Origin of the sequence: Prevotella sp. P5-126 (assembly GCF_002251185.1) — a bacterium.
GTDB lineage: Bacteria > Bacteroidota > Bacteroidia > Bacteroidales > Bacteroidaceae > Prevotella.
The window spans coordinates 1-25,778 of the sequence record NZ_NPIZ01000020.1 but is presented as its reverse complement, the minus strand read 5'-3'; the positions used below and the strand labels follow the sequence as shown (position 1 = coordinate 25,778).

Annotated in this window: 23 protein-coding genes; 10 read left to right on the top strand and 13 right to left on the bottom strand. The window is 48.0% G+C overall.

What is annotated here, in order from left to right; genetic code table 11:
* Positions 1–357 precede the first annotated feature (357 nt).
* Positions 358–1,182, bottom strand: a complete 825-nt coding sequence (gene lptB, locus CIK90_RS01995; protein ID WP_094389525.1) for an LPS export ABC transporter ATP-binding protein — start codon at positions 1,180–1,182, stop codon at positions 358–360.
* 113 nt (positions 1,183–1,295) lie between these two features.
* Here lptB and CIK90_RS01990 point away from each other — a divergent pair, with 113 nt between their 5' ends.
* The 3 genes from CIK90_RS01990 to CIK90_RS01980 all read left to right on the top strand — a co-directional run bounded on the left by CIK90_RS01990 (position 1,296) and on the right by CIK90_RS01980 (position 4,706).
* Positions 1,296–2,045: an ABC transporter permease gene (locus CIK90_RS01990; protein ID WP_094389509.1), complete on the top strand. Its 750-nt coding sequence runs from the start codon at positions 1,296–1,298 to the stop codon at positions 2,043–2,045.
* Between the two features lie 42 nt (positions 2,046–2,087).
* Positions 2,088–2,861, top strand: a complete 774-nt coding sequence (locus CIK90_RS01985) for an ABC transporter ATP-binding protein (RefSeq protein WP_094389508.1) — start codon at positions 2,088–2,090, stop codon at positions 2,859–2,861.
* Between the two features lie 123 nt (positions 2,862–2,984).
* Entirely contained in the window at positions 2,985–4,706 is a 1,722-nt protein-coding gene (locus CIK90_RS01980) for a glycoside hydrolase family 9 protein (protein WP_254046248.1), read from the top strand.
* Between the two features lie 131 nt (positions 4,707–4,837).
* Here CIK90_RS01980 and CIK90_RS01975 read toward each other — a convergent pair whose 3' ends face one another.
* Positions 4,838–5,770, bottom strand: a complete 933-nt coding sequence (locus CIK90_RS01975; RefSeq protein ID WP_094435438.1) for a DMT family transporter — start codon at positions 5,768–5,770, stop codon at positions 4,838–4,840.
* 257 nt (positions 5,771–6,027) lie between these two features.
* On the opposite strand from CIK90_RS01975, the gene CIK90_RS01970 reads away from it, so the two are divergent.
* Together CIK90_RS01970 and CIK90_RS01965 are read left to right on the top strand one after the other, a co-directional pair.
* On the top strand, positions 6,028–6,864 hold the full coding sequence (locus tag CIK90_RS01970) for an AAA family ATPase (protein ID WP_094389523.1): 837 nt from the start codon (positions 6,028–6,030) through the stop codon (positions 6,862–6,864).
* Entirely contained in the window at positions 6,861–7,907 is a 1,047-nt protein-coding gene (locus tag CIK90_RS01965; protein ID WP_094464209.1) for a DUF4435 domain-containing protein, read from the top strand. The genes CIK90_RS01970 and CIK90_RS01965 overlap by 4 nt, the downstream gene beginning before the upstream one ends.
* A 24-nt stretch (positions 7,908–7,931) precedes the next feature.
* On the opposite strand, the gene CIK90_RS01960 is transcribed toward CIK90_RS01965, so the two are convergent.
* The 4 genes from CIK90_RS01960 to dxs are packed head-to-tail and all read right to left on the bottom strand — an operon-like array spanning position 7,932 to position 13,605.
* The gene (locus CIK90_RS01960) at positions 7,932–8,888 is read right to left on the bottom strand and encodes a type I phosphomannose isomerase catalytic subunit (RefSeq protein ID WP_094435434.1); all 957 of its coding nucleotides are present in this window, start codon (positions 8,886–8,888) and stop codon (positions 7,932–7,934) included.
* Between the two features lie 48 nt (positions 8,889–8,936).
* Entirely contained in the window at positions 8,937–10,394 is a 1,458-nt protein-coding gene (locus tag CIK90_RS01955; protein ID WP_094435432.1) for a TrkH family potassium uptake protein, read from the bottom strand.
* Complete coding sequence (gene trkA / locus CIK90_RS01950; RefSeq protein WP_094435430.1) at positions 10,388–11,746, bottom strand: Trk system potassium transporter TrkA; 1,359 nt, start codon at positions 11,744–11,746, stop codon at positions 10,388–10,390. The genes CIK90_RS01955 and trkA overlap by 7 nt, the downstream gene beginning before the upstream one ends.
* A complete protein-coding gene (gene dxs / locus CIK90_RS01945) occupies positions 11,743–13,605 on the bottom strand; it encodes a 1-deoxy-D-xylulose-5-phosphate synthase (RefSeq protein ID WP_094389502.1) in 1,863 nt (620 codons plus the stop codon). The genes trkA and dxs overlap by 4 nt, the downstream gene beginning before the upstream one ends.
* Before the next feature lie 867 nt (positions 13,606–14,472).
* On the opposite strand from dxs, the gene CIK90_RS01940 reads away from it, so the two are divergent.
* Genes CIK90_RS01940 through CIK90_RS01925 form a run of 4 tightly spaced genes read left to right on the top strand, consistent with a single transcriptional unit; the run spans position 14,473 to position 16,763 of the window.
* Positions 14,473–14,964 (top strand): RNA polymerase sigma factor, encoded by a 492-nt coding sequence (locus tag CIK90_RS01940; protein ID WP_094446322.1) that lies wholly within the window; start codon positions 14,473–14,475, stop codon positions 14,962–14,964.
* Positions 14,961–15,404 carry a hypothetical protein gene (locus CIK90_RS01935; protein ID WP_094389500.1) on the top strand — a complete coding sequence of 148 codons (444 nt, stop codon included), beginning with the start codon at positions 14,961–14,963 and terminating at the stop codon, positions 15,402–15,404. Before CIK90_RS01940 ends, CIK90_RS01935 begins: the two co-directional genes overlap by 4 nt.
* A gap of 22 nt (positions 15,405–15,426) precedes the next feature.
* Positions 15,427–15,855: a hypothetical protein gene (locus tag CIK90_RS01930; protein ID WP_254046247.1), complete on the top strand. Its 429-nt coding sequence runs from the start codon at positions 15,427–15,429 to the stop codon at positions 15,853–15,855.
* A 26-nt stretch (positions 15,856–15,881) separates the two neighbouring features.
* Positions 15,882–16,763, top strand: coding sequence for a hypothetical protein (locus CIK90_RS01925; RefSeq protein WP_094464208.1), 882 nt, complete (start codon positions 15,882–15,884; stop codon positions 16,761–16,763).
* A gap of 77 nt (positions 16,764–16,840) precedes the next feature.
* Here CIK90_RS01925 and CIK90_RS01920 read toward each other — a convergent pair whose 3' ends face one another.
* The 6 genes from CIK90_RS01920 to CIK90_RS01895 all read right to left on the bottom strand — a co-directional run bounded on the left by CIK90_RS01920 (position 16,841) and on the right by CIK90_RS01895 (position 21,423).
* Positions 16,841–17,269 carry a hypothetical protein gene (locus CIK90_RS01920; protein WP_094464207.1) on the bottom strand — a complete coding sequence of 143 codons (429 nt, stop codon included), beginning with the start codon at positions 17,267–17,269 and terminating at the stop codon, positions 16,841–16,843.
* Positions 17,270–17,282: 13 nt separating this feature from the next.
* Positions 17,283–18,596: a ribosome biogenesis GTPase Der gene (der, locus tag CIK90_RS01915; RefSeq protein ID WP_094464206.1), complete on the bottom strand. Its 1,314-nt coding sequence runs from the start codon at positions 18,594–18,596 to the stop codon at positions 17,283–17,285.
* Positions 18,597–18,704: 108 nt separating this feature from the next.
* Positions 18,705–19,586 carry a GTPase Era gene (era, locus tag CIK90_RS01910; RefSeq protein WP_094439582.1) on the bottom strand — a complete coding sequence of 294 codons (882 nt, stop codon included), beginning with the start codon at positions 19,584–19,586 and terminating at the stop codon, positions 18,705–18,707.
* A gap of 125 nt (positions 19,587–19,711) precedes the next feature.
* A complete protein-coding gene (locus CIK90_RS01905) occupies positions 19,712–20,716 on the bottom strand; it encodes a beta-ketoacyl-ACP synthase III (protein ID WP_094389496.1) in 1,005 nt (334 codons plus the stop codon).
* A 5-nt stretch (positions 20,717–20,721) separates the two neighbouring features.
* Entirely contained in the window at positions 20,722–20,910 is a 189-nt protein-coding gene (gene rpmF / locus CIK90_RS01900) for a 50S ribosomal protein L32 (protein ID WP_094389495.1), read from the bottom strand.
* Positions 20,911–20,931: 21 nt separating this feature from the next.
* Positions 20,932–21,423, bottom strand: a complete 492-nt coding sequence (locus CIK90_RS01895; protein ID WP_336410091.1) for a DUF177 domain-containing protein — start codon at positions 21,421–21,423, stop codon at positions 20,932–20,934.
* A 377-nt stretch (positions 21,424–21,800) separates the two neighbouring features.
* Between CIK90_RS01895 and CIK90_RS01890 the strand changes: the two genes are divergently transcribed.
* Positions 21,801–22,958, top strand: a complete 1,158-nt coding sequence (locus CIK90_RS01890) for a PAS domain-containing sensor histidine kinase (RefSeq protein ID WP_094464205.1) — start codon at positions 21,801–21,803, stop codon at positions 22,956–22,958.
* 359 nt (positions 22,959–23,317) lie between these two features.
* On the opposite strand, the gene CIK90_RS01885 is transcribed toward CIK90_RS01890, so the two are convergent.
* Complete coding sequence (locus CIK90_RS01885; protein ID WP_254046246.1) at positions 23,318–25,582, bottom strand: glycoside hydrolase family 2 TIM barrel-domain containing protein; 2,265 nt, start codon at positions 25,580–25,582, stop codon at positions 23,318–23,320.
* Positions 25,583–25,778 lie beyond the last annotated feature (196 nt).

Genomic DNA, 25,778 nt, shown 5'->3' with positions numbered 1-25,778 from the left:
CCTTATTTAATTATTATATGCAGTTTTGAGCGTGCAAAGTTACGAATAAGTGAGCAGAATACAAAAGAAAATCGAATTTTTCTTTGGATTATCGAACTGACGAGCGAAGTTTCTCCCACTATCTTCCCATCATCCTCCCATAGTTTTCCGCAAATAATGGGACTTACTTGGGACTTACTTGGGATCTCCCCATCAAGCAACAAACCGACATCCCGAAGGCATCCCGAAGGCATCCCGAAGGAAATACGTGAGTTTTATTGATCAAATACCCACCGAACACCTGTCAAACATCGGTCGTTGGAAAGAAAGTGGAGAATGTTGTTCTAAGATTTTGCCAAACCTCAGGCATGAAGGGTTTCATCTATTCTCTTCGTCTTCCTCCATTTCCTTTCGGCGTTTGGCTTCTGCCATCTCTTGGAAGTTCTTCTTTTTCAGTTCGAAGTTGGTACCCAGATATTTCTCTTTCACCACAGGATTGACCGCCAATTCTTCAGGACTACCTTGAAAGAGAATGCGACCTTCGAAGAGCAGATAGGCACGGTCGGTAATGTTAAGAGTTTCGTGCACATTATGGTCGGTTATCAGAATACCAATGTTGCGATATTTCAGTTGCCAAACTATCTGCTGAATATCTTCCACGGCAATAGGGTCAACGCCGGCAAACGGTTCGTCGAGCATGATGAATTTGGGCTCAATAGCCAAGCAACGGGCAATCTCCGTACGGCGTCGCTCACCACCAGAAAGCTGGTCACCCTTATTCTTTCTCACCTTTCCAAGGCGAAACTCTTTGATCAGGCTTTCAAGTTTTTCGAGCTGATAGTCACGTGGTTTGCCCGTCATTTCCAATACCGAGAGAATATTGTCCTCTACCGACATCTTGCGAAACACAGATGCCTCCTGTGCCAAATAGCCGATACCGGCACGAGCACGCTTATAGACAGGATAGTCTGTCACCTCCTCGTCGCCGAGATAGATGTGTCCGCCATTGGGAACAACCAATCCGGTTGTCATATAGAACGATGTGGTTTTGCCGGCTCCGTTAGGACCCAACAGCCCTACAATTTCACCTTGTTTCACATCGAAACTCACATCGCTCACCACGGTGCGCTTGCCATATTGTTTGACCAGACCCTCGGTGCGCAACACCAACTGTTCCGGCTTATTGTTCGTAATTTCGTCCATTGCCATGTATCTTTTCATGTGCAAAGGTAGTGTAAACTGCGTGAATTTCAAAGAAAAACTTGTTTTTTCTCTCAGTTTACACTACCTTTGCATTCAATTAAGCATATTATCCTATGAAACTATTACACAACTGGCTGACACATTTCGGCCAATTCATCATATTGATGGGGCGCACTTTTTCGCGTCCAGAGCGGATGCGTATGTTCTTCAAGGAATATACGAAAGAGATGGCGCAACTGGGCATCAACTCCATCGGCATCGTACTGCTGATCTCTTTCTTCATCGGAGCTGTCATCTGTATCCAGATGAAACTCAACATCCAGAGTCCATGGATGCCCCGATGGGTCAGCGGCTACACCACTCGTGAGATTATGTTGCTGGAGTTCTCATCAAGTATCATGTGTCTGATACTGGCGGGAAAAGTCGGATCAAACATCGCATCGGAGATTGGCACGATGCGCGTCACCCAACAGATTGACGCACTCGACATCATGGGTGTAAACTCAGCATGCTACCTCATCCTGCCCAAGATTCTCGGCATGGTGACCATCATGCCGCTATTGGTCATCTTCTCATCAGCAATGGGTATCATAGGTGCTTACGGTACAGCATACATAGCCCACATACTCCCACCCGACGACCTCACACTCGGACTGCAACACGATTTCCAACCATGGTTCGTATGGATGAGCATCATCAAGAGCTTGTTCTTCGCCTTCATCATATCGGCAGTACCCTCCTATTTCGGCTACAACGTAGAAGGCGGTTCGGTCAATGTGGGCAAAGCCTCAACAGACGCTGTCGTGTCGTCGAGCGTACTCATCCTATGTTCCGATGTATTCCTCACCCAACTGCTCTCATGAGCCTAACCACAATATTTCCAACATTCCAATACACTTGCAACAATGATTGAGGTAAAAGACCTATATAAGAGTTTCGACGATAAAGAGGTACTGAAAGGTATCAACACCATATTTGAAGATGGAAAAACCAATCTGATTATCGGTCAGAGCGGTAGCGGAAAAACGGTATTGATGAAAAATCTGGTGGGACTGCTTGAACCTACGAGTGGACAAGTGCTATACGATGGAAGAGACTTCGTACAGATGTCGAAACAGGAAAAGGTGATGATGCGCCGAGAAATGGGCATGATTTTCCAAAGTGCTGCACTATTCGACTCACTCACAGTACTGGAAAACGTGATGTTCCCACTCGATATGTTCTCGCCCATGACACTTCACGAACGCACACAACGTGCACGCGAATGTCTCGACCGTGTCAATCTGATTGGCGCTGAAAAAAAATATCCCGGTGAAATCTCAGGAGGTATGCAGAAACGAGTTGCCATCGCACGAGCTATCGCACTCAACCCACGCTACCTCTTCTGCGACGAACCAAACTCTGGTCTCGACCCTAAGACATCATTGGTCATCGACGACCTACTCCACTCCATCACCCATGAATTTGGCATTACCACCATCATCAATACACACGACATGAACTCCGTGACAACCATCGGCGAAAACATACTTTTCATCTACGAAGGTCACAAAGAGTGGCAGGGAGTTTCGGCAGACATCATGCAATCTACCAATAAGCGACTGACCGACTTCATCTTTGCCAGCGATCTGCTCAAAGAGATGCGATCACTCGTCAACGAGCATCGGGCTAAACAGTAACCATCTGCCCTACTGTTGCACACAGCATCAACAGCATGCCCCCCCATAAAGCACATCCACCTTATTATATATAAGGAAAACATAAAAATTCATTTCCAATACTATTCATAACCAAAACTTAAAATGATGAAAAAAACACTATTGACACTCGTCGCAGCAAGCGCACTCACAGCTACGGCACAAAATCCCATCAAGGTCAATCAAGTGGGCTATTATGTCAATGAATCCAAAGTTGCCGTTGTTGAACCAACGGGAAAAAGCAGCAACTTTATTCTGAAAGACCACAACGGACGCAAAGTGTGGAGCGGAAAAGCCGTACGAACACTCAAGTCCCCCTTCAACGACAAAGTACGACAGGTTGTAGATTTCTCTACCGTAACAAAACCAGGCACCTACACCCTGACTGCAGGTAAGAACAAACAAACCATCAACATCGCCGAACATCCATACAACGAGGCGCTGAAGGCTGCCATCAAGGCCTTCTATCTACAGCGCACAGGAACGGACATCGAAGCTAAATACGCTGGAGCCTTTGCCCGAAAAGCAGCTCATCCCGACACTCGAGTTCTCATACACCCATCGGCAGCATCACCCAAGCGCCCTGCCGGAACGGTCATTTCCTCGCCAAAAGGTTGGTATGATGCTGGCGACTACAATAAATATATCGTCAACTCTGGATTCACCATCGGCCTGATGTTACAAGCTTACCAGTTAAACAAAGAACATTTCGAACAGATCGATACGCAAATTCCAGAATCAAACAACAACGTGCCCGACCTCTTGGACGAAATCATGTACAATCTGGAATGGATGCTGACCATGCAGGATCCCGACGACGGAGGTGTCTATCACAAACTGACCACTCCCAATTTCGAAGCATTCGTCATGCCTGTGGATTGCAAACAAGACCGCTATGTGGTGCAAAAGAGCACGCAGGCAGCACTCGACTTTGCTGCTACAATGGCACTCGCAGCACGTATCTACAAGGATTATCCACAATATCAACCATTCTGCAAGATAGCTGCCAACGCTGCACAACGTGCATACGCATGGGCTGTGAGATTCCCCAAAAACTACTATACACAGCAAGACAACAACAGCAAGTATGACCCTGACGTCAACACAGGAACATACGATGACAACGATGCAGACGATGAATTCTTCTGGGCAGCTACAGAAATGTATCTCACAACAGGAGAACAAGGATACCTTGAACAGGCTCGAGCCTTCGCTCCCAAACAGTTCACCCTGCCCACATGGGGCAACGTTGCCGGACTGGGCATCTTCCAATGGCTCAATCAGGAACTGCTACAAACTAAAGAGGCTGGAAAACTCAAGACTTGCTGCATGAAGAAATCACTCAAAACATTCTGTGACGAAGATATCAAGGCGCTCGCCACATCACCCTTCTACTCTATCTTCGGCAACAGCGCATCCGATTTTATTTGGGGAAGCAACTCTGAAAAATGTGCAGGACGAGGCATTGCACAGATGTACCAATACGCCCTTACCAAAGACAATACCTACCGCAAAGCTGCCATCACCACTATCGACCACATCTTCGGACGCAATGCCACGGGCTATTGCTATCTGACTGGCTTTGGCACACAGCGCGTCATGCGTCCTCACCAGCGTATTTCGGCAGCCGACGGCATTGAAGAACCACTGCCGGGATTTCTCGCAGGAGGTGCTAATAGTGGTCAACAGGATGCAAAGAATGTGCCTGCTTACCCATCGTCATCACCCGATGAATCATACCAAGATCACGAAGGCAGTTACGCTTCCAATGAAATTGCCATCAACTGGAATGCTTATCTCGTTGCCCTACTTGGTTTCTTGAAATAAGACAAACAGCTTCTATCATACAAGCGCACACCCAAGAATAATAGGTGTGCGCTTATATTTTTTCAAATCTTAAGGTCGGGAATATGCTGAAAAACGGCAAACCGATTTCCTATCGGTCAAACAAGATAGAATCAAACGTTCTTTTTCTCCTGACGTTCCTCTTCTATATCCTTGCGCGACTTTGACTTAACCACCAGCCAGACACCGCTGAACACCAGCACCACAGCCAAAACATGAGTTAGCTTCATCGTACTAATACCCATGATGAGTGAAGCCGCAACAGCCACAATAGGTTGCACATAGTTATAGACCGACACCACCGTGGGACGCAACGTGCGCTGACCTATCATGGTCAGAATATAACAGAAGAACGTGCCACACACCACAACATAACCCACTTCTATCCACGTCAGCAACGGAATAGGCTGGCTGATTACCCCATAGACATGGTAAGAACTAAGCGGGAGAAGCATCAGCGTAGCCCATGAGAACATATACTTGTTGACCGTAAACACATTATAACGCTTGATGAGCGGATTGAATAACGATAAATAAAGGGCAAACGAGAACTGCGCAAACAAGCAAAGCAAATCGCCACGTATATCTCCAACACGTGCGTCAGCATGAGCTGCCGAACTCAGAATAAGAATCAAAGCACCGCTGCATCCCATCAACACTCCTAACGCCTTCTTGCCGGTAATGGGTTCACGCAGGATAAGTGCCGCCAATATCATGGCAAAGATAGGCATCGACGTAGTGACGATGCTCGCATTAATAGGTGAAGTGATGCTCAGTCCGATAGTAAAACAACATTGATTGAATAGCAAACCCGTAAGAGCTGCACCGATAAACATCAGACGGTCACGCCATGGCACCTGCTCTTTCGGAGCAAACAACGAAGCAATCCAAAACAGCAGACATGCTCCTGCCACACGAAAGCTAACCATCGTAATACCATCAAATCCATGGAGCATTGCATCTTTGCCTACTGGCGACATTAATCCCCAACCCGCACAAGCTCCAAACATGGCGAGATGGGCTATTAAGGCTTTACTTTTTTTCATGCGGCAAAAGTACTATAATCTGCCGGAATAATGAAACAGAAAGGATAAAATTAGAATCTGAATGGATAAAATTACCTAAAAACAATACTTTTTTTCCACAAACATCAAGTGCGAATTTGGAAATTTTCACGAATTACACTATCTTTGCAACAGATAGCCACCCAACAAACCACATAGGTTTGAAAGCATGAAATAACGCTTCTATAAGCATTAACTTAGTGGCAGACATAATAGTGACAGACATAAAACTTAAGACTATGCAGAAGTATGCAGACTATATCAAAACGATAGAGATCGATGCTCTTTGGAGTGGCAAGAAACACATTGTCTGGGACCTCGATCCGAAAGTCAATGTCCTCAGCGGCATCAACGGCGTGGGCAAATCCACCATTCTCAACAAGGTGGTAAGAAGCGTTGGGGTAAACGGCGATATTGTCAACCATCTGTTGAAAGGCGTACATCTGACTACCGCACCCGAAGATGCCACACATATCCGCTTTGACTTGATTCGTTCACTCGACAGCAACCTCTCGCAGACATTCTCCGAGAGTGAGGGATTCATACACCAAGCCTTGTCAGTACTGGCTGGCGTAGGGGGCGGTTCACTACTCGATCTGCAACTCTACCAGCTTCAACGCAAATATCTCGACTATCAGGTGAACATCGGCAACCGTATTATCGAAGCCCTGCAACGGGGCGATGCCCACATGGCTCAGCAGTTGTCAGAACCTAAAAAGCGTTTCCAAGACATGGTTGATGAACTCTTTGCCGAAACAGGTAAGAAGATGGTACGCAAAGAGAATGAAATTCGTTTCACACAGATTGGCGAGACGCTACTGCCTTACCAGTTGTCGAGCGGTGAGAAGCAGATGCTTGTCATCCTACTCACCGTACTTGTAGAGGATCATCAGCCCTATGTGCTCTTCATGGACGAACCAGAAGTGTCGCTACACATCGAATGGCAGAAACGCCTCATCGAGCTCATCGTAGAGCTTAACCCGAATGTTCAGATCATACTCACCACCCACTCACCTGCCGTCATCATGAGCGGATGGTTGGATAAGGTGACAGAGGTCAGCGATATTACGGTATGAGCAGCAGACTGACAGATCATATCAACAGCCAGTATTTCGAAGCCGCCAACAGGCTGACATCGAAACAAGCACGTAGGCGCATTGTGGCTTACGTGGAGAGTTACGATGATATTTATTTCTGGCGGACAGTGCTCAGTCGCTATGAAAATGAGCAACGCTACTTTGAAGTGATGTTGCCCTCACACCGCAAACTGGAACGTGGGAAGAAGTCGGTGCTGATGAATTTTGTAGAAGGACATGTGGGCGAAGATATGATAGCTTGCGTTGATGCTGACTACGACTACCTTATGCAAGGCCGCACTCCTCAGTCGAAAAAGATATTGGAAAGCCCATACGTGTTCCACACCTATGCTTATGCTATAGAGAATATGCAGTGTTATGCGCCATCGCTCCATGAAGTTTGTGTGGCAGTAACCCTCAACGACCATCGTATTTTCGATTTCGAAGATTATTTCCAGCAGTACAGCCAAGCCATCTTTCCACTCTTCGTTTGGTCGGTATGGGCTTATCGCACCGGCAACCACAACCGTTTCTCGCTTACCGATTTTTCAAGAGTTACTGACCCTGGAGGCTTCAGCGTAGGACATCCACAAACCTCTATCGACCATCTGCGCCGTAAGGTTACTTCGCGCGTTCACCTCTTACAGAATCAATTCCCAGGCAATAAGGCTCAATACCTTCAGACCAAAGAAGACATCAAGGCATTGGGAATCACTCCCGACACTACTTATCTCTATATTCAGGGACACTCGCTCTTCGACAATGTGGTGGTGCCCATACTCACTAAAGTGTGCAATCGACTGCGGCAGGAGCGACAGGATGAGATCATGCGCACTTCCTGTCACCATACCCAACGTAAAAACGAGATGTCCTGCTACGAACACTCGTTGCAGGACATCCGTCAGATGTTAAAGAAGAATACAGGGTGTCAGGTCTCACAACCATTCCTTCGGTTGCTTGCCGATCTGTCGGCTTATCTCGATGCGTCATCTGCTACAACCGACGATAGCGACTCCCCGAATCCCGATATAATGCAATCCTGATATTCAGGAGCACACTTTCTTTGCTCAAGAGAGCACGTAGGTTTCCAAGAATTTGATAGTTCCCTCGCTACGCACCTCATTGGCGGTGGCAGGTACCAATACAGTTTCTCCTTCGCGAAACGGCATATTCTCGCCATCAACAGTCAGCGTACCCTCACCCTTCATGCCTATCAAGATGACAAACGAGTCGAGTTCGCTGTAATCAATGGTCATGGGTTCGTCCAAATCATAGACAGCAGTATTGAAATAAGGACACTCTACCAGCAGTTCCCCCTCGTTTTTGCGTGCCTCATAGCGTGTACGATAGTCGGGAAGCACCGTATAATCAATACTCTCCGAAGCCTCTTGGGTGTGTAGCTGGCGGTAGTTTCCGTCTTTATCCTTTCGCTTAAAATCATAAATACGGTAAGTCACATCGCTGGTCTGCTGTATTTCAGCCAGGAAACATCCGGCGCCAATGGCATGGATGCGTCCCGCAGGAATGAAGAAGCAGTCGCCTTCCTTGACAGGATATTGCGCCAATGCATCACAGATAGTATCATTAGCCACCATCTCTTTATACTGTTCTGGTGTGATTTGCATCTTCAGTCCATTATAGAGTTTGGCCTCTGGTGCAGAATCCATCACAAACCACATTTCGGTTTTACCGCGACTCTTGCCTTGGCGATGGGCTATTTCATCGGTGGGATGCACTTGGATAGAGAGGTCCTGTCGTGCATCGATAAACTTGATGAGTAATGGGAATTCGGTACCGAAACGCTCGTAGTTGGCCTTTCCCACGAGTTTCTCCTTCATATCATTCACCAATTGATTGAGCGAACGTCCGTCACCCACGGCTATGGTTTCATTATCCTTCACTCCCGAAATCTCCCAGCTCTCGCCAACGTTATCCATTTTTGCGTCGAGATGCTTGAAGGGAATGATGCGGTCGCCACCCCAGAGTGTCTGTTTGAGCAGCGGTTGAAATTTGAATGCTTTCATTTTTTCTCTCGTTAATATAAGTTCTTTAGGGTATTTATTCTGCTGTATTCAATTGTCGGTCCAGAAGCCACGAGTGAAGAGCACCATAACCGACATGATTTCCAGACGTCCTACAAGCATGAGAAACGAACAGATCCATTTGATGCCATCAGGCAGTCCTGCCCACGACATCACAGGACCGATCTCTGTTCCGAGAGTTGGTCCGACATTGCTCATACAACTCAGCGCTATCGTAATGGCATTGGTATTGTCAATGCCGGCAGCAATCATAATAGTAGCGGAAATAAGACACATCACCACATAGAGTGCAAAAAAAGCCAATAGCGTCGCCACCTTTGAAGAAGGCACATTCTGTCCGTTGACCTTGATAGGCAGTACGGCACTGGGATGGAGTATCTGCCGAAACTCATTCTGCATGGCTTTGAGTACCATCGAACCGCGGATACATTTGAATCCGCCACTGGTACTTCCGGCACAAGCTCCGAGAAACATACATATTCCGAGTATCACCCAAGTGATATGGGGCCACGCTCCAGCATCGTCGTTGAAGAGTCCTGTGGTGGTAATAAACGACACCACTTGGAACAAGGCACATCGGAAAGCGCGTTCTGTGCCGTAACCATTATTATAGATCAGTATGGCCATGATAACGATAGCTGAGAAAGACACTACAAAGAGATAGAGTCTGAACTCCGAGTTTTGCACCAGTTGTCGCAGTTGCCGTTTAAAGATTACTATATATAATAAGGTAAAGTTGATTCCCGATAGAAATTGGAACAAGAGTGACACATATTCTACGGCAGCACTATGATAGTGTTCCACACTGTCGTTATGGGGTGCAAATCCTCCCGTTGCAGTAGTTGACATTGAATAGTTCACACTGTCAAACCATTCCATCCCCGCCGCATAATACGAAAGGATACAAGCTACAGTAAGCACAAGGTAGATGCTGCAAATCCATTTAGCATTGGTGCTCAACCGTGGGTGCATCTTGGTGCGCACAGGGCCAGTAGCCTCAGCGGCAAACACCTTGACGCTTCCGCCCACCAACGAGGGTAGAATGGCAATGGTGAAGAATACGATGCCCAGTCCACCAATCCATTGTGACAGAGATCTCCAGAAGAGTAATGCATGGGGCAGTCGCTCCACGTCGTCGAGAATGGTGGCTCCCGTGGTGGTAAATCCCGACATGGTTTCAAAGTAGGCATCTGTCACGCTGTTGATGTATCCTCCGATGATATAGGGCAACATTCCAAACAAGCTATAGAGCAGCCACGATAGTGTGACTACGAGATAAGCAGTTCGCCGGCTCATGTCGTTGGTTGCGTTACGTCCCAAGTATTTGAATATGAAGCCGCAACATCCAGTGAAGAGAGACGAGATGAGAAATGCCATGATGTCATCCTCTTGGTAGCATCCCGCCATGAGGGCACATCCGCCCATCAGCAGTCCAAGCATGATGAGCAGTGATCCCAGAATCTTGTATAGTAACTTCGCCTCTACCATATTGTCGATGGTTTGAAGTATTTTTCGAGATTTTTCAGGTTGTGCTCATGACAGAACATCATGACAGAATCGCCCGGCTCTATCTGTGTGAATCCATTGACAAGGATTCCTTGATTGTTGCGCACCAGTCCACCGATCGTTACACCAATCGGAAGTCCGAGATCCTTCACTGGCTTTTTGGTAATCTTCGATCCTTCTGCAGCCACAAACTCAGCCACGTCAGAATCGACTATCATCAGCGATCTCACATTGCTGACGTCAGCGTCGAGCATCATCTGATAGATATGGCTGGCAGCAATGGTTTTCTTATTGATAATGGTACCGATGTCCAGACTCTCTGCCATCTCCACATAGTCGAGATTTTCCACCATGGCGATGGTTTTCCTCACGCCCAACCGTTTGGCGGTAAGACAGGCAAGGATATTTGTTTCTGCATTGTCGGTCAGTGCGACAAACGCCTGTGTGTTCTGTATTCCCTCTTCCTGAAGCAGTCCGAGGTCGCGTCCGTCACCGTGAATCACCATGGCATCGGTGTCCAATAGCAGTTCGTTGAGTCGTTCACAGCGTTGTTCGTTCTTCTCTATGATTTTCAGATTCATGTATTCAGGCAGTGTCAGTCCCACGCGCACAGCGGTTTTGCTGCCTCCCATGATAATCACGTTCTTCACATCGGCATAGTGTTCCTTTCCGGTGAATTTTCTCACATAGGGTATGTATTCACTGGTGGTCATGAAATAACAGAGGTCGCCTGTGCGGAGTTCATCATTACCACCGGGAATGAGTGTCTCTCCGTTGCGTTTCACAGCCACTACGTGGTACGGTTCTGTTGGTCCACATAGTTCGCGCAGTGGTTGGTTGAGTATCTCGCAGGTCTCTCGCAGTTTAATGCCGAGCATGACGAGTGCCCCGTTGTGCACATCCCATCGTTGTCTGACCCACGACATTTTGAGTCCGTTGGTAATATCTATGGCTGCCAGAACTTCTGGATAGATCAGCGAGTTGATGCCCATCTTCTCGAAGAAGGGTTTAAGGTTTGGAGCGAGATATTCATAGTTGTCGATGCGTGCCACGGTTTTCTTCGCTCCCAGCGAATGTGCAATGATACAAGCATTCATATTCTGGCTCTCGTCGGGAGTGACTCCCACAAAGAGGTCGGCTTTATCTACATTAGCTTCGCGCAGTATTTTGATACTTGTGGGAGATCCCACAACGGTCATGATATCAAACTTGCTATCGAGGTCAGCCAGTCGTTCGGCATTGGCATCGATAAGCACGCAATCCTGATGGTCGCGTGAAAGCAGTTTTGCCAGGTGCACACCTACGGCACCTGCTCCGACTATTACAATCTTCATGATATAATGGCTTTGCGGATGCCCTCGGCATCCAGTCCTACAAGGTGATCGAGTTGTGCCACAGTTCCATGTTCCACAAAATGGTCGGAGGGCAATCCCCGTCTGATTACTTCGGGATGGTAGTGATGATCTGCCATCCATTCTACTACGGCAGAACCGAGTCCTCCGTCTTTCACTCCATCTTCTACAGTGACGATGCGGTCGAAGTGTTCTGCCACTTCGGCAAGGATATTCTCGTCGATGGGTTTGAGGAATCGCATATCGTAGTGTGCCACATCAAGGTCTTCGATGGCTTTTGTCACATGATTACCAATCGGTCCGATGGAGAGCACTGCAGTATGGTGTCCGTCTTTAAGTTTACGTCCTGTGCCCACTGCGATTTCCTCAAGTGGACAACGCCAGTTGTGCAATACTCCTCCGCCACGTGGATAGCGGATGACAAACGGTCCTTTGTCGGGCAGTTGTGCGGTGTACATCAGCCGGCGCAGTTCATGTTCGTCCATGGGCGATGCGATAGTAAGATGTGGAATGGGTCTGAGTGCTGCCAAGTCGAAGGCTCCATGGTGTGTTGGTCCGTCTTCGCCCACCAGTCCTGCCCGGTCAAAACAGAACACTACATGCAGTTTGAGCAGTGCCACATCGTGTATGATATTATCGAAAGCACGTTGTGCAAAGGCGCTGTAGATATTGCAGAAGGGGATGAGCCCGTCTTTCGCCATTCCCCCTGAGAAGGTCACAGCGTGTCCTTCGGCTATTCCCACATCAAAAGTGCGGTCTGGCATGGCTTGCATCATGATATTCATGGAGCATCCTGTGGGCATGGCAGGAGTCACTCCCACAATCTTCGGATTCTGCTCTGCCAGTTCCAGCAACGTATGTCCGAACACATCTTGATAGCGTTGTGGTTTGTCGGGTGACTGGTCAACGAGTCTTTCTCCTGTGGCAGGATCGAATTTTCCTGGTGCGTGCCAAGTCGTTACGTCTTGTTCTGCTGGTGCATAACCGTGTCCTTTCTGTGTGTGGAGGTGCAACAGTTTCGGACCTTTCATGTCTTTCATCTGTTTCAGTATGCGCACCAGTTCTCCGACATTATGTCCGTCAAACGGTCCAAAATATCTGATGTTCATGCCATCGAAGATATTCTGCTGATGGCTAATGGCAGATTTCATGGCATTCGACAGTCGGATGAGTCCTTTGCGTCGGTCTTCGGGCAGTAGTCCCCATTGATGCAGTTTACTTGAAATCTTAAACCGCAGTGCATTATAGGTTTCGTTGGTACTGAGGTTGAGCAGATATTGCTTCATGCCTCCCACCGACTGGTCTATCGACATATTGTTATCGTTGAGAATGATAAGCATGTCGTTGGGCGACGAACTGACGTTGTTGAGACCTTCAAAGGCGAGGCCGCCGCTAAGTGCTCCGTCTCCTATAACAGCCACCACATGTCTGTTGGTATTTCCAGTTTTCTTTGCTGCAACAGCCATACCGAGTGCTGCCGAAATCGAGTTACTCGCGTGACCACACGCAAAGGTATCGTATGGACTTTCCTCTGGCGACGGGAAGGGTTTGATGCCTCCGAGTTTTCTATTGGTACAGAACTTTTCACGTCTGCCTGTCAGTATTTTATGGCCGTATGCCTGATGGCCTACATCCCATACGATGCGGTCTTCGGGAGTATTAAAGACATAATGCAGTGCTACCGTCAGCTCCACGACTCCGAGGCTAGATGCCAGATGTCCGGGGTTGACAGATAGTTCTTTAACGATATCGTTGCGCAGTTCTTTACAGAGTAATGGAAGTTGTTCAACTTTCAGTTTGCGCAAGTCATCTGGATAAGTGATATGATTCAGTAAATCCACTTTTTCATTCTATTTGCCTACAAAGGTACGATTAAGTGAGAGAAAAACCAAATAAATTTGAGTTTTTCCGAGCGGGAGTATCTTCGCAACACGGTTGCCAAGGTAGTGCAAACCGAGAATTATCATTACTATTAAAGAGATTTCCATAATATATAATATGTTCGCGCGCAATGCATACAGAAATTTGAGTTTTCAAAAAATTTCGACCACTCGAACACCACTACCGTATAACACGCAGTAGTTCTGAGCGTTAAATGGTGGTCGAAGCCCAAGAATTTCGACCACCCTTCGACCACATCGATCACACCTATTGAATCTATCATCAACCCGGACCAACTTAGCGAGCCATGTATATCGATGTATAAATGGGAGTTGTAAGTTTATCACCTTTTCTTCAAACCTTGATAATATTTTTATCAAACGTTGGATAATACCTTTATCAAACGTTGGATAATACTTTTATCAAACGTTGGATAATACTTTTATCAAACGTTGGATAATACTTTTATCAAACGTTGAAAATACCTTTGTCAAACGTTAGGTAATACTTTTGTTAAACGTTGGCAATACCTTTACCAAACGTTGGACAATACTTTTGCTAACTATTGAACAACACCTTGTCAAAACGTTATTACCCAAAAATTTCAATCAGTTTTATTTCAGAGCGACATCCTTCATTATAGATGGGCATATATGAGGCGGATACGCTTACCACATTCTGTGGTCAATGGTGGTCGAATATTTTTGGAAACTGAATTTTTGGTGCTTTTATATCTGCCGCAGGAGAAAATAAAAAAAATATCCACCCCGCGTGTCACAAAACTCGCCCATCATACGTTATATAGATGAGTCACGGAAAGAAATAACATGGATCTCGAAGAGTTCAACAAGCGCATCGTTGTGCTGCGACCAACACTGATGGAAGCTGCTAAACACATGAATGGGAATGACGCCTCAGCCGAAGATTTGGTACAGGAGGTCATGCTCAAACTGTGGAGCATGCGCCAGCAACTCGACAGGCACCCTAACCCGAAGGCACTGGCACTGAACATGCTACGCCATAAAACCATCGACGAGCAACGCCACAAGCAATTGGAATACGGGCGACCAACGGCAGAACCATCCTCAGAAGAAACCACCCGACATGTGGAACGACAAGACGAACTGCGACTCATAGGCGAAATCATCAATCGGTTGCCTGCCCTACAAGCTCAAGTGCTACGACTGAAAGACATCGAGGGCTACGAGACCGAAGAGATTGCCTCCATCACGGGAGCATCACCAGAAAACATCCGCCAGTGTCTGTCAAGGGCACGAAAGACTATCAGACAGGAATTTATTAAAATGACAATAAGATGATGATCGACAGAAACAAAGTGAAGGTATTGATAGACCGATACATGAACGGCGAGACTACTGCTGACGAAGAGCGACAACTGCGCCACTTCTTCCGCACAGCACAATCTTTGCCCGACGAATGGCTACCGCTGCGGGCCCTCTTTGCCTACGTCGATAGCGAAGCGGAAAAGAGTTGTCTGCCTGCCGAAACACAGGTAAAACACAAAACCATCAGCCTCCACCACATCAGGAAATGGTGGTTGGCAGGAGCTGTGGCAGCATCGCTACTACTGGCTACTGGACTGTTTTGGCCCGATGAAAAAGAAGATCGCAACTTTGCCGTGATTGACGGACAGCGCACCACCAATCAGCACATCGTGGAACAAGAGGCTGAACAGGCACTGCAACTGGTAGCTATCACCGACGAGGAAGCCTTTGGCGCACTCGATGAAATCAACTGACAACGTAAAAATGATACGAGATATGATAAAACGGTTATTATTCACAGTATTATGGACCACCATATCAATGCTTACCGTCCACGCACAGACCGGACTCGAAATAGACAGGGCTTTCACCCGATACGGTCATGAGAAAGGATGCAAAATGGTGGAAATGTACGATGCTCGACTTCGGGGCTATCAACTCCACGTCTATAAGAGTCTGACCTATAAGACACAGGGGAAGGCCATCGACGCACTGCTGAAAACAGACCGAAAGAGGGCGAAGAAAATACGTGAAGTGGTAGAAGACGGACACATCACAGGCGGATACTACATGATGCCCACACTTCCGTCGGGCATGGAGCGCTACATTCTCTTCAACAACGCTGCCGGTGGACGGGGTGCCCTCATCTATATTGAGGGAAATATCAAGCCCGACGACATCATGAAACTCTGTTACACACGATAAAACGAATCATAAAAGAAACACAAAATATGGAAAAAACAACATTTCTCGCTGCACTGCTCACCATCATAGGAGCAGGCTGCACAATGGCAGAAACTGCACAGGACACCACCTTTGTAGTCAACGACAAACAAATTGTGGTCAACGAAAAAGACGGAGCGACAACCGTGGGCGTTTATAACAACAACGGCAACGAACTGAAGAAAATCAGCGAAACAACCTACGTCGATGGACAGGAAGTGAGTCAGATCTACGTTTCGTCTCCCTTCCTCCGCTCATCATGGGAACGATCCAAACGTAAGAAATTCGAAGCACACAATGCCAACTTCTATTTCGGTTACCGCTATCTGACAAGCGATGCCTTTTCATTCTCTGCAGACCAATCGCTCTACACAAAAAATTCCAACTCCTACGAAATTGGCATTGGCGCCCTCAACGTAGCCATCCCCTTCAACCGTCAGAACAATATCGGACTGGCAATAGGCATGCAGGTGGGATACACACGCCACGCTTTCGACAGCGGACATGCGCTATTCATGGAGGATGATGTGGCAACCGTCAAACCTGTTGAAGCGGAAGAACGCATCCGCAAGAGTTATATGAGTTACTGGTCGATGCGCATCCCCGTCATGTTGGAATACCAGCAATATCTTGGTCGTCGCGATGCTTTCATCGGTGCTGGTTTCTCGTTTGAGTTTCGCGACAAAGAGCATGCACGCTACAAAACCAAGCACGACACCTTCAACTCCGCACGCGATCTGAGCATCCACACAGCAGGAGTCAATTTTGAAGCCTACATGGGATGTGGTGATTTCATGTTTCGCTTCACCACAGGACTCACACCATTATTCAAGGGAGGGCAAGGCCCGAAGGCCCACACCTCCAGTATCGGCATCGGTTTCTGCCTATAATCTCTCACCATCCACTCTCAATAATTATTGCCGGAAAGTACAATCCACTTTCCGGCAATTTTATAATATTCTTCGTCTTACTTCATCTTCCATTGTCCTTTCACCTCAACCATAGGGATGGTGATTTCCTCTTTGGTGGAATCGGCAAAATGGAGAAGGAGGAAGGCATGTGTGAAATGGAGGGTGGTGTCGCGTTGCGCACGAACGGCAGTCACTTGATGGAGTCCGACGTGGTTTTCTTTTTGTTCCTCCATGTAGTTGCGATAAACCAGAACCATTTGGCTGCGGTAGTTCTGCGGCATAGAGTCGGCAGTGGCTTTACCGTTGAGAAAAGCCTCGTAGTTGCCCGCAAGGAGTTCGTCGTAGTAACCTTTGGCAGCCTGCAGGGCAAGGTCATCGGGATTAGGTTCCTCGTGGCAAGCGGTAAGTGGCCACAAGCAGAGAAGGCAAAGCACGGAGAGGTGCTTCGCCTTCAGGTGGGTTATCATCGTGATGATGTGTTTCATTGTTTCTGCGGTGTTATTTCTGACGCACAAAGACGTTGATGGGTGTTCCCGTAAGCGTCCAGTTGTCGCGCAATTTATTTTCCAGGAAGCGCTTATAGGGCTCTTTCACATACTGTGGCAGGTTGGCGTAGAACACGAAGGTTGGAATCTGCGTATTGGGCACCTGCGACACATATTTAATCTTGATGTATTTACCTTTGATAGAGGGTGGCGGAGTCGCCTCGATGAGTGGCAACATCACCTCGTTGAGTTTCGATGTTCCTATCTTGATGGTGCGGTTCAGATACACCTGCTTGGCAGTTTCCAACACTTTGAAGATGCGCTGTTTGGTCAGGGCTGAAGCAAACACGATGGGGAAGTCGGTAAAAGGTGCCATGCGTTGGCGGATGGCATTCTCAAAGGTCTTCACCGCTATCTGCGACTTATCTTCCACCAAATCCCATTTGTTGACCACTACAACAAGCGACTTATTATTCTTCTGTATCAATTGGAAGATGTTCATATCCTGAGCCTCAATGCCTCGTGTGGCGTCGATCATCAAGATGCAGACGTCACTGTTCTCAATGGCACGGATGGAACGCATCACACTATAGAACTCCAGGTCTTCCGACACCTTATTTTTACGGCGAATACCGGCAGTATCCACCAGATAGAAGTCGAATCCGAATTTATCGTATTTCGTATAGATAGAGTCGCGCGTTGTTCCGGCAATATCTGTCACGATATTACGGTCTTCACCGATAAAGGCGTTGATGATGCTCGATTTACCGGCATTAGGTCTGCCCACCACGGCGAAGCGTGGCGTTCCGTCTGCCACGTCGTCAATCTCATCGGTAGAGAGTTTCGACACCACGAGGTCGAGCAGGTCGCCTGTTCCCGAACCCGTTGCTGCACTCACGCAGTTGGGGTCGCCCAGTCCGAGTCTGTAAAACTCATACTGGTCGTAGAGGTGTTTACCGTCGTCTGCCTTGTTTGCTACGAGCACAACGGGCAGTTTCGAACGTCTCAGAATATTTGCCACATCCACGTCGAGGTCGGTAAGTCCGTTTTGGATATCTACGAGGAAGAGCACGAGGTCAGCCTCTTCGGTAGCCACCAGCACCTGTTTGCGGATTTCTTCCTCAAAGATGTCGTCGCTGTTGACAACCCATCCTCCTGTATCTACTACGGAGAATTCGCGTCCGTTCCATTCACATTTGCCATACTGTCGGTCGCGTGTGGTACCTGCCTCATCGCTGACGATAGCGTGGCGGGTATTGGTCAGACGGTTGAAAAGTGTGGATTTGCCCACATTAGGGCGTCCAACGATAGCTACTAAATTTGCCATATCTGTTTTTGCTCTTGTTGTTTCTGTTTTTTGTTGTACATGGGCCTTGTGAGGGCCTCTTGCTGATAGGGTAAGAGGGGGTATCGACTGTCTTTTCCGAATTCTTTTTTATTCCGGATTATAACCAAACGAGTCGAGTTCGCGTTGCGATGATCGCCAGTCTTTATCCACCTTGACGAAGGTTTCAAGGAAGATGGGTTTGCCGAAGAATTTCTCTAATGCCTTGCGAGCCTCGGTATTCACTTTCTTCAGCGCCACACCCTGGTGGCCGATGATGATGCCCTTCTGGCTGTCGCGCTCCACATAGATCACAGCATTGATATGGATATTCCGGTCTGTCTCCTTGAAGCGTTCCACGCGAACCTCCACTGCATAGGGTATCTCCTTATCGTAGTAGAGCAGGATTTTCTCGCGGATGATCTCCGACACGAAGAAACGAGCGGGTTTATCGGTCAACTGCTCTTTGTCGAAGTAGGGCGGTGAGTCGGGCAACAGTTCTTTGATGCGTTTCAGGAGCATATCCACTCCAAACTTGTTTTTCGCGGAGATGGGCAGAATTTCTGCGTTAGGCAGCAGCGTGTGCCATTTCTCCACGATGTCTCCCAGCGTCTTCTGGTCGCTCTCGTCAATCTTGTTGATGAGTAGCAGCACAGGGATTTTCATCTTCTGCACCTTCTCCAGAAAATCCATGTTCTTCTCTGGGTTCTCCACCACATCGGTCACATAGAGCAGCACGTCAGCATCCTGCAATGCCGATTCCGAGAAGGCGAGCATCGACTCCTGCAGTTTGTAGTTGGGTTTCAACACTCCTGGTGTATCGCTAAACACGATCTGCATATCGTCTGTATTGACAATACCCATGATTCTGTGGCGAGTGGTCTGTGCCTTAAAGGTAGCGATGCTGATGCGTTCACCCACGAGTTGGTTCATGAGCGTCGATTTTCCCACGTTGGGGTTGCCTACTATGTTTACGAATCCTGCCTTGTGCATCTGTTGTAGTTTCTTTGTGGATGGATGGTGCGGACCGCAGATGGGTCCATTTCAGTTTATGAAGAAACCGACGGGAGCCATTGAGCCCTTAGGTTCAATAGCCCCCGTCAGGGTCTTGACGTGTATTATTTCGCGCCGTCGTAAGCCCACTTGTAGTAGCTTGCTCCGTGAACGAATCCTGCACCGAAGGCAGTGAAGATCATGTTGTCTCCCTTCTTCAGTTTGGCTTCGTTTTCCCAGAGTGCCAAGGGGATAGTGGCGGCAGAAGTATTGCCGTAGTGTTCTATGTTGACCATCACCTGATCCATAGGAAGCTCGAGGCGTTTGGCAACAGCTTCGATGATGCGCATATTTGCCTGATGAGGAACCACCCACTGGATGTTGTCCTTGTTCAGTCCGTTGCGCTCTGCCACGAGGGCACAGTCATCGCTCATATTGGTCACAGCATAGCGGAACACGGTGCGTCCCTCCTGATAGAGGTAGTGCAACCGGTGATCGATGGTGAAATAGCTTGGAGGACAAACAGAACCGCCGGCTTTCAGGTGCAGGAACGGAAGTCCCTTACCGTCAGCACGGAAGTAGGAGTCCATCACACCGATATTCTCTTCCTCGGTGCCTTCTACCAGCACAGCGGCAGCACCGTCTCCGAAGAGCGGGCAGGTAGCGCGGTCCTTGTAGTCAACCACCGACGACATCTTGTCGGCTCCAATCACGATAATTTTCTTATAGCGTCCACATTGAATCATAGACGCTGCCACGTCGAGCGTATAAAGAAATCCGCAGCATGCAGCCCAGAAGTCGAATGCGAAAGCATTCTTCAGGCCAAGCTTACCAAGCACAATGCTGGCTGTTGACGGGAATTTATAATCGGCCGTCGATGTGGTTACAATCACGGCGTCAATGGTATCGGGATCTACGCCGGTCTTCTGCATCAGCTGCTTGGCTGCTTTACGTGCCATGTAGCTGGTGCCCAGACCTTCCTCCGTAAGGATGCGGCGCTCCTTGATGCCAACGCGTGTCATAATCCACTCGTCATTGGTGTCAACCATGCGCGACAACTCCTCATTGTTGAGCACGTAGTCGGGCACATATCCGCCAATACCAGTGATTATTGCGTTGATTTTTCCCATCTTTCTTACTCAGCGCCTTCGTCCATTACGATAGCAATCTTACCACGGTAGTATCCGCAAGTGGGGCATACGGTGTGGTAGATGTGATAAGCGCCACAGTTAGGGCATACTGCCAATGTGGGAGCTACTGCCTTGTCATGGGTACGACGTTTGAGAGTACGGGTCTTTGACTGTCTTCTTTTAGGATGTGCCATAATGCTTTAATCTTTTTTTTGTTATTCTTCTAATTTCAGTTTCGCCAGTGCGGCCCAGCGAGGGTCTGCTTCCTTTGCCTCCTCTTTGCCGCTTCGGACGGCACCGCTCAGCTCAGCGAGCTTCTGCGTCATCGCACTATTGCATTTTCCAGGTGCATGAACGTGCTTGATGGGTATGGCAAGTGCCACAAACTCATAGATGAGCCATGACGTGTCGAGTATTCCTTCGTTCTCGTCCACTATCACAACCTCATCATCGTCGGTATTGGTCTCCGCACCCAGTTTCGCAATCAGCATATTGTCGGTCACGATGGGTTGACTCATGTCATCAAGACACAAGTCACAAGGTACGGTGACTGTGCCCTCGGTATGAAACTGGAGTTCGAAAAAGCCGGTTGCCTTGCGTATAGACACCGACACATGCAATGCTCCGCCCTTCACTTCCGAGGCGTTGAGAGCCTTGAAAAATGCATCGTCAAGGGTGTACTCCCGATGCATTTCATCGGTTTTCATTGCCTTCAGATCTATTTTGAAAGTCTCTAAACTACACATAATCGCACTATTACGGACTGCAAAGGTACAAATTATTTATGAATTATAGAGTAGTTCACTCTTTTTTTTCACTTTTTAACGTCATTTCTTCATCATTTCCATACATTTCCACCTGTTTTCCACTGTAACTTTGACTTTAACCTTGAACTTAACCGTATCAATAGCGCTTCAGAAGTCACCGCAGTTTTTTACGCATTTCCACAAAATTCCTTATCTCCCCAAGTAAACACGAAACCAAGGAATCACGTAGTTAACATCCAAGGGCACGACGATGGTTAAGGGTAAAAAAAGAGCCACGCCTACACAATATTATATATACACGTGCGTTATATTAAACGATGACATGGATTAACCGACAACAGCAATTCAAAACTGCCCTTGTCGCTGCCGCACTACTGGTGGCAGTGACCTCACTACTGGTATCCAAATGGCTGGCAAACGACCTCGCAGCAGAAGAATACAAGCGCATGGAGCTATGGTCGGATGCACTCCACACCCTCAACAATGCAGACCAGAACACCGATCTCTCCCTGGTGCTCCATGTCATCGAAGACAATAACAATATCCCTGTCATCGTCATCGACCAAGACGGCAACGTCACCGACCACCGTAACATCAGCATCCAAGCCACCGACCGTGCCGACACCATCGCGCAACTCACCCGACGCGCACAACAGATGAAGGCAGCAGGTCGTTACGTCAAGATTGACGGCAACAAGCCAGGAGGTTTCCAACTCGTCTGTTACGACGACTCTACCATGATACGCCGCATCACCGTATGGCCACTCATCCAACTCGGTATTGTGGGAGGCATTGTCATCATCGCCATCCTCGCCCTCGTCTCCTTCAAGCGCACCGAACAAAACAAGCTATGGGTGGGACTCTCCAAGGAGACCGCCCATCAGTTGGGCACCCCCATCTCCAGCATCATGGCATGGGTAGAGATCCTCAAGGAGGAATACCCCACCGACCCTTATGTGGGGGAGATAGAGAAAGACGTATCCCGTCTCAACACCATCGCCGACCGATTCTCCAAGATTGGTGCCGTTCCTGAGCTGCTGCCCACCGACATCTGTCGTCTCCTCACCGACGTCACCACCTATATCCGCAAGCGCACCTCATCGCATGTGTCATTTCAGGTCAGTCTCCCCTCCCATCCCGTCATGGTCCCCCTCTGCCCTTCCCTTTTCGAGTGGGTGACAGAGAACCTATGTAAGAATGCCATCGATGCCATGCAGGGGGAAGGCACCCTATCCCTCGTCCTCACCGACCGTCCCACATCCATCATCCTCGACGTGACCGACACCGGTTGCGGAATGACCAAATCCATCGCAAAGCAGATATTCTCCCCTGGATTCACCACCAAGAAACGCGGTTGGGGACTCGGCCTCTCCCTCTCCAAGCGCATCATCGAGAAGTACCATGCCGGTCGCCTCTTCGTCAAAGCCACCGAACCCCATCACGGCACCACCTTCCGCATCATCGTCAAGAAGTAATCCACGGAGCGCACGGAGTGTTTAGTTTATGGGTTATGGGTTAGAGATTTTTTAAAGATTTTATTTCTGCATAAATTCCGTCTAAATTCCAATGATAGATTTCTGGCCATAGGCCATATTTTTATTAAAGATTTCCTCCAAAGATTTACCTATGGTTTGTTTTGTCGTGACTCAGCATAGTGAAAGCGAGCTCTCACTCTGTCTTCGCTACTCCAAAACATCTTGCCGTAGGCAACTAAAAAAATCCACGGAGCGCACGGACAACACGGAGAAAGATTTTTGTTTATTATTTTACTTAAAATTGGCAACATTGATCTGTCCCCGTGTCAATTGTCCCTATGTCATTTTTGAGGTATTGTTCATCTTTGTGCAATGACAGACACTGCTGTTGTTCCTGATATGCCTAATTTTGCGGATGATGCCTTGATTGTGGCCTTGCCAGCATTCATTCCGCTCTTTACGACAATGATTGCTCGTCCTTTGTATGTTGTCACATTGGCAGAGGTCTTAGGCTCAATGTCTTTCAAATTTGCAGAGGCAGCAGCAAGGAGCGAGGCTTTACCATATACGCTTACAGTCAGTTGGATGTCTGCGTCTGACACGACATTTCCTTTGGCATCAGTCACCTCGAGCGTGACATAGGCAAGGTCTTGCCCGTTTGCGTGTATTTGTTTGCGATCTGGTGTGAGTCTAATGGCTGCAGGCATTCCGCTTGTGCGTAGTATGCTTTCCTTCACTTCGTTGCCATCTGCATCAAGCGACACAGCTTTAAGGGTGCCTGGCTGATATTGCAGCGGGATGACTGCCTTGTATTGTGAGGCTATGCTGACATTCCTTTCCGCCACGAGACTATCGTTGAGATACAGGCGCACCTTTGGTGCTTTGGTGTATATTTCGGCTTCGATGGTCTTGTTTTCCCATCCGCTCCAGTTCCACGACTCCCATGTGGGCCATACAGACCACAGCGTTTCTGTGACATGTCCGTTGCGGTAGTTGTCGGGCTCTTTCACAGCAAGGTAAATGTCTGGAGAGCCATCCTTAGCGTTCCACAGCATGTCGCGGTAGTGCGATATAGGTTTGCGCCAGCCAGTGATGTCGACATCTCCGCAATATGCCCCGTGGTAAGGAAAGTGCTTGGCTTGGTAGTGCTCGCCCCGTTGTTCCCCTTCGTAGTGGAACTGCCCGATGGCCGACTCGCCGAGATAGTCGAGTCCGGTCCATACCATGTCGCCAATGATGTATGGACGCTCAAAGGTGTGTTTCCAATTGGCGAACGCATCGCGCGGATAACTCTCTGTCTGCCACATCACACGTTCGGGGCATCGCAGGTGGTCGCTTTCTGCCTTGTGCATCATGTAATTGTAGCCCACTATGTCGAGCACTGCCGCATGCGGGTCGAATATCTCCCAGTCGCTATCCCATGAGCATAGTGCCTCTGTGACAGGACGTGTTGGATCGAGAGATGTCACAACATCCTTGAAAGTTTGCGCTGTGTGTATGACACGTATGTCCTTTCGTTCGATGACTTCATTTCCGATACTGTATGATATGACACATGGGTGATTGCGGTCGCGCAGCACCATGGCGGTAAGATCCTCCCTGTAACATGAGTCGATGACGAGGTGGTAGTCGTACTTGGTCTTTTCAGACCTCCATCCGTCGAACGCCTCATCGATGACCATCATGCCGATGCTGTCGCAAGCATCGAGCATAGCTCGTGTCTGAGGGTTGTGCGATGTTCGTATGAGGTTGAATCCAGCCTCTTTCATCAGCCTGACCTTACGTATTTCTGCCGCATCGTATGCCATGGCTCCGATGACTCCATCGTCATGGTGCACGCAGGCTCCATTGATGAGCGTTGGCTGCCCGTTGAGCAAGAATCCTCTTTTTGCATCATAACTGAAAGCTCGCACTCCATGCCTTATGGTTAGCTGTCCAACTTTTATGTCGTAAAGTTTAGGATGCTGCGGTGACCATAGCTCCACATCTTTGAGCACTCGTCTTTCTGTTTGTCGTCCCTCATATGCTATGCTCACGGTAGCTGAATCAGCATGGGTACCATCTCCTGACATGCCATAGATGCTGTCTGTGCGCACGAACAGCTTTTCAGGATTGTCTATCTTGTTTTCATCATATTTTTCGAGCCACACATGGCGATATATGCCCGAACCGCTGTACCATCTGCAGTTAGGTTGATGCGAGTTGTCCACTCGCACAGCAATGGTGTTGGTGCCTTTTTTGACAAAAGGAGTGATGTTGACTTTGAATGGCGTATATCCATAAGCATGACCGCCTGCATGCTCACCGTTGACATACACCTGGCAATTCTGATACACGCCTTCGAAATGAAGCCATATTGTCTCGCCTTCGTCTGTTTTCAGTTCTGATTCCTTCACCTGCTTGCGATACCATCCGATGCCTCCGGGGAAGTATCCTCCGTCATTGCCTGATGGTGCGTCTTTTGCGGGCGCATGGAATATGTCCCAGTCGTGCGGCAAGTTTATTCGTTTCCATTTGGAATCGTCCAACTGTACGTCTTGCGCATTCTTTACGTCTTGTTCGATGAATCGCCAGTTGAAATCAAAACTGTCTTTTTTACTTTGCCCACATGCTGCAGATGACATGCAAAGGAAAAGAATTGTTGATAATAAGGATAGTTTCATTTTTTTAGTCAATTATTTATTAATATAACCTAATTTCCGTAATACTATAATTTAATGTTTTTATAAGCCCCTAAGCAACAAAAGTTCTTAGTTTAACTAAGCGGCACAGCCGGTTACTTGCTTTGACAAGCAGAAGTGTCGATTCGCTCAGGATTTT

Coding starts and splice junctions, on each gene's coding strand:
- era (WP_094439582.1), bottom strand. CDS start 19,586: ATGCACAAGGCAGGATTCGTAAACATAGTAGGCAACCCCAACGTGGGA.
- CIK90_RS01975 (WP_094435438.1), bottom strand. CDS start 5,770: ATGAAAAAAAGTAAAGCCTTAATAGCCCATCTCGCCATGTTTGGAGCT.
- CIK90_RS01980 (WP_254046248.1), top strand. CDS start 2,985: ATGATGAAAAAAACACTATTGACACTCGTCGCAGCAAGCGCACTCACA.
- CIK90_RS01965 (WP_094464209.1), top strand. CDS start 6,861: ATGAGCAGCAGACTGACAGATCATATCAACAGCCAGTATTTCGAAGCC.
- trkA (WP_094435430.1), bottom strand. CDS start 11,746: ATGAAGATTGTAATAGTCGGAGCAGGTGCCGTAGGTGTGCACCTGGCA.
- CIK90_RS01990 (WP_094389509.1), top strand. CDS start 1,296: ATGAAACTATTACACAACTGGCTGACACATTTCGGCCAATTCATCATA.
- CIK90_RS01905 (WP_094389496.1), bottom strand. CDS start 20,716: ATGGGAAAAATCAACGCAATAATCACTGGTATTGGCGGATATGTGCCC.
- CIK90_RS01970 (WP_094389523.1), top strand. CDS start 6,028: ATGCAGAAGTATGCAGACTATATCAAAACGATAGAGATCGATGCTCTT.
- CIK90_RS01960 (WP_094435434.1), bottom strand. CDS start 8,888: ATGAAAGCATTCAAATTTCAACCGCTGCTCAAACAGACACTCTGGGGT.
- CIK90_RS01940 (WP_094446322.1), top strand. CDS start 14,473: ATGGATCTCGAAGAGTTCAACAAGCGCATCGTTGTGCTGCGACCAACA.
- CIK90_RS01930 (WP_254046247.1), top strand. CDS start 15,427: ATGATAAAACGGTTATTATTCACAGTATTATGGACCACCATATCAATG.
- CIK90_RS01885 (WP_254046246.1), bottom strand. CDS start 25,582: ATGTCATCTGCAGCATGTGGGCAAAGTAAAAAAGACAGTTTTGATTTC.
- CIK90_RS01955 (WP_094435432.1), bottom strand. CDS start 10,394: ATGGTAGAGGCGAAGTTACTATACAAGATTCTGGGATCACTGCTCATC.
- lptB (WP_094389525.1), bottom strand. CDS start 1,182: ATGGACGAAATTACGAACAATAAGCCGGAACAGTTGGTGTTGCGCACC.
- der (WP_094464206.1), bottom strand. CDS start 18,596: ATGGCAAATTTAGTAGCTATCGTTGGACGCCCTAATGTGGGCAAATCC.
- CIK90_RS01925 (WP_094464208.1), top strand. CDS start 15,882: ATGGAAAAAACAACATTTCTCGCTGCACTGCTCACCATCATAGGAGCA.
- CIK90_RS01935 (WP_094389500.1), top strand. CDS start 14,961: ATGATGATCGACAGAAACAAAGTGAAGGTATTGATAGACCGATACATG.
- CIK90_RS01895 (WP_336410091.1), bottom strand. CDS start 21,423: ATGAAAACCGATGAAATGCATCGGGAGTACACCCTTGACGATGCATTT.
- CIK90_RS01920 (WP_094464207.1), bottom strand. CDS start 17,269: ATGAAACACATCATCACGATGATAACCCACCTGAAGGCGAAGCACCTC.
- rpmF (WP_094389495.1), bottom strand. CDS start 20,910: ATGGCACATCCTAAAAGAAGACAGTCAAAGACCCGTACTCTCAAACGT.
- CIK90_RS01985 (WP_094389508.1), top strand. CDS start 2,088: ATGATTGAGGTAAAAGACCTATATAAGAGTTTCGACGATAAAGAGGTA.
- CIK90_RS01890 (WP_094464205.1), top strand. CDS start 21,801: ATGACATGGATTAACCGACAACAGCAATTCAAAACTGCCCTTGTCGCT.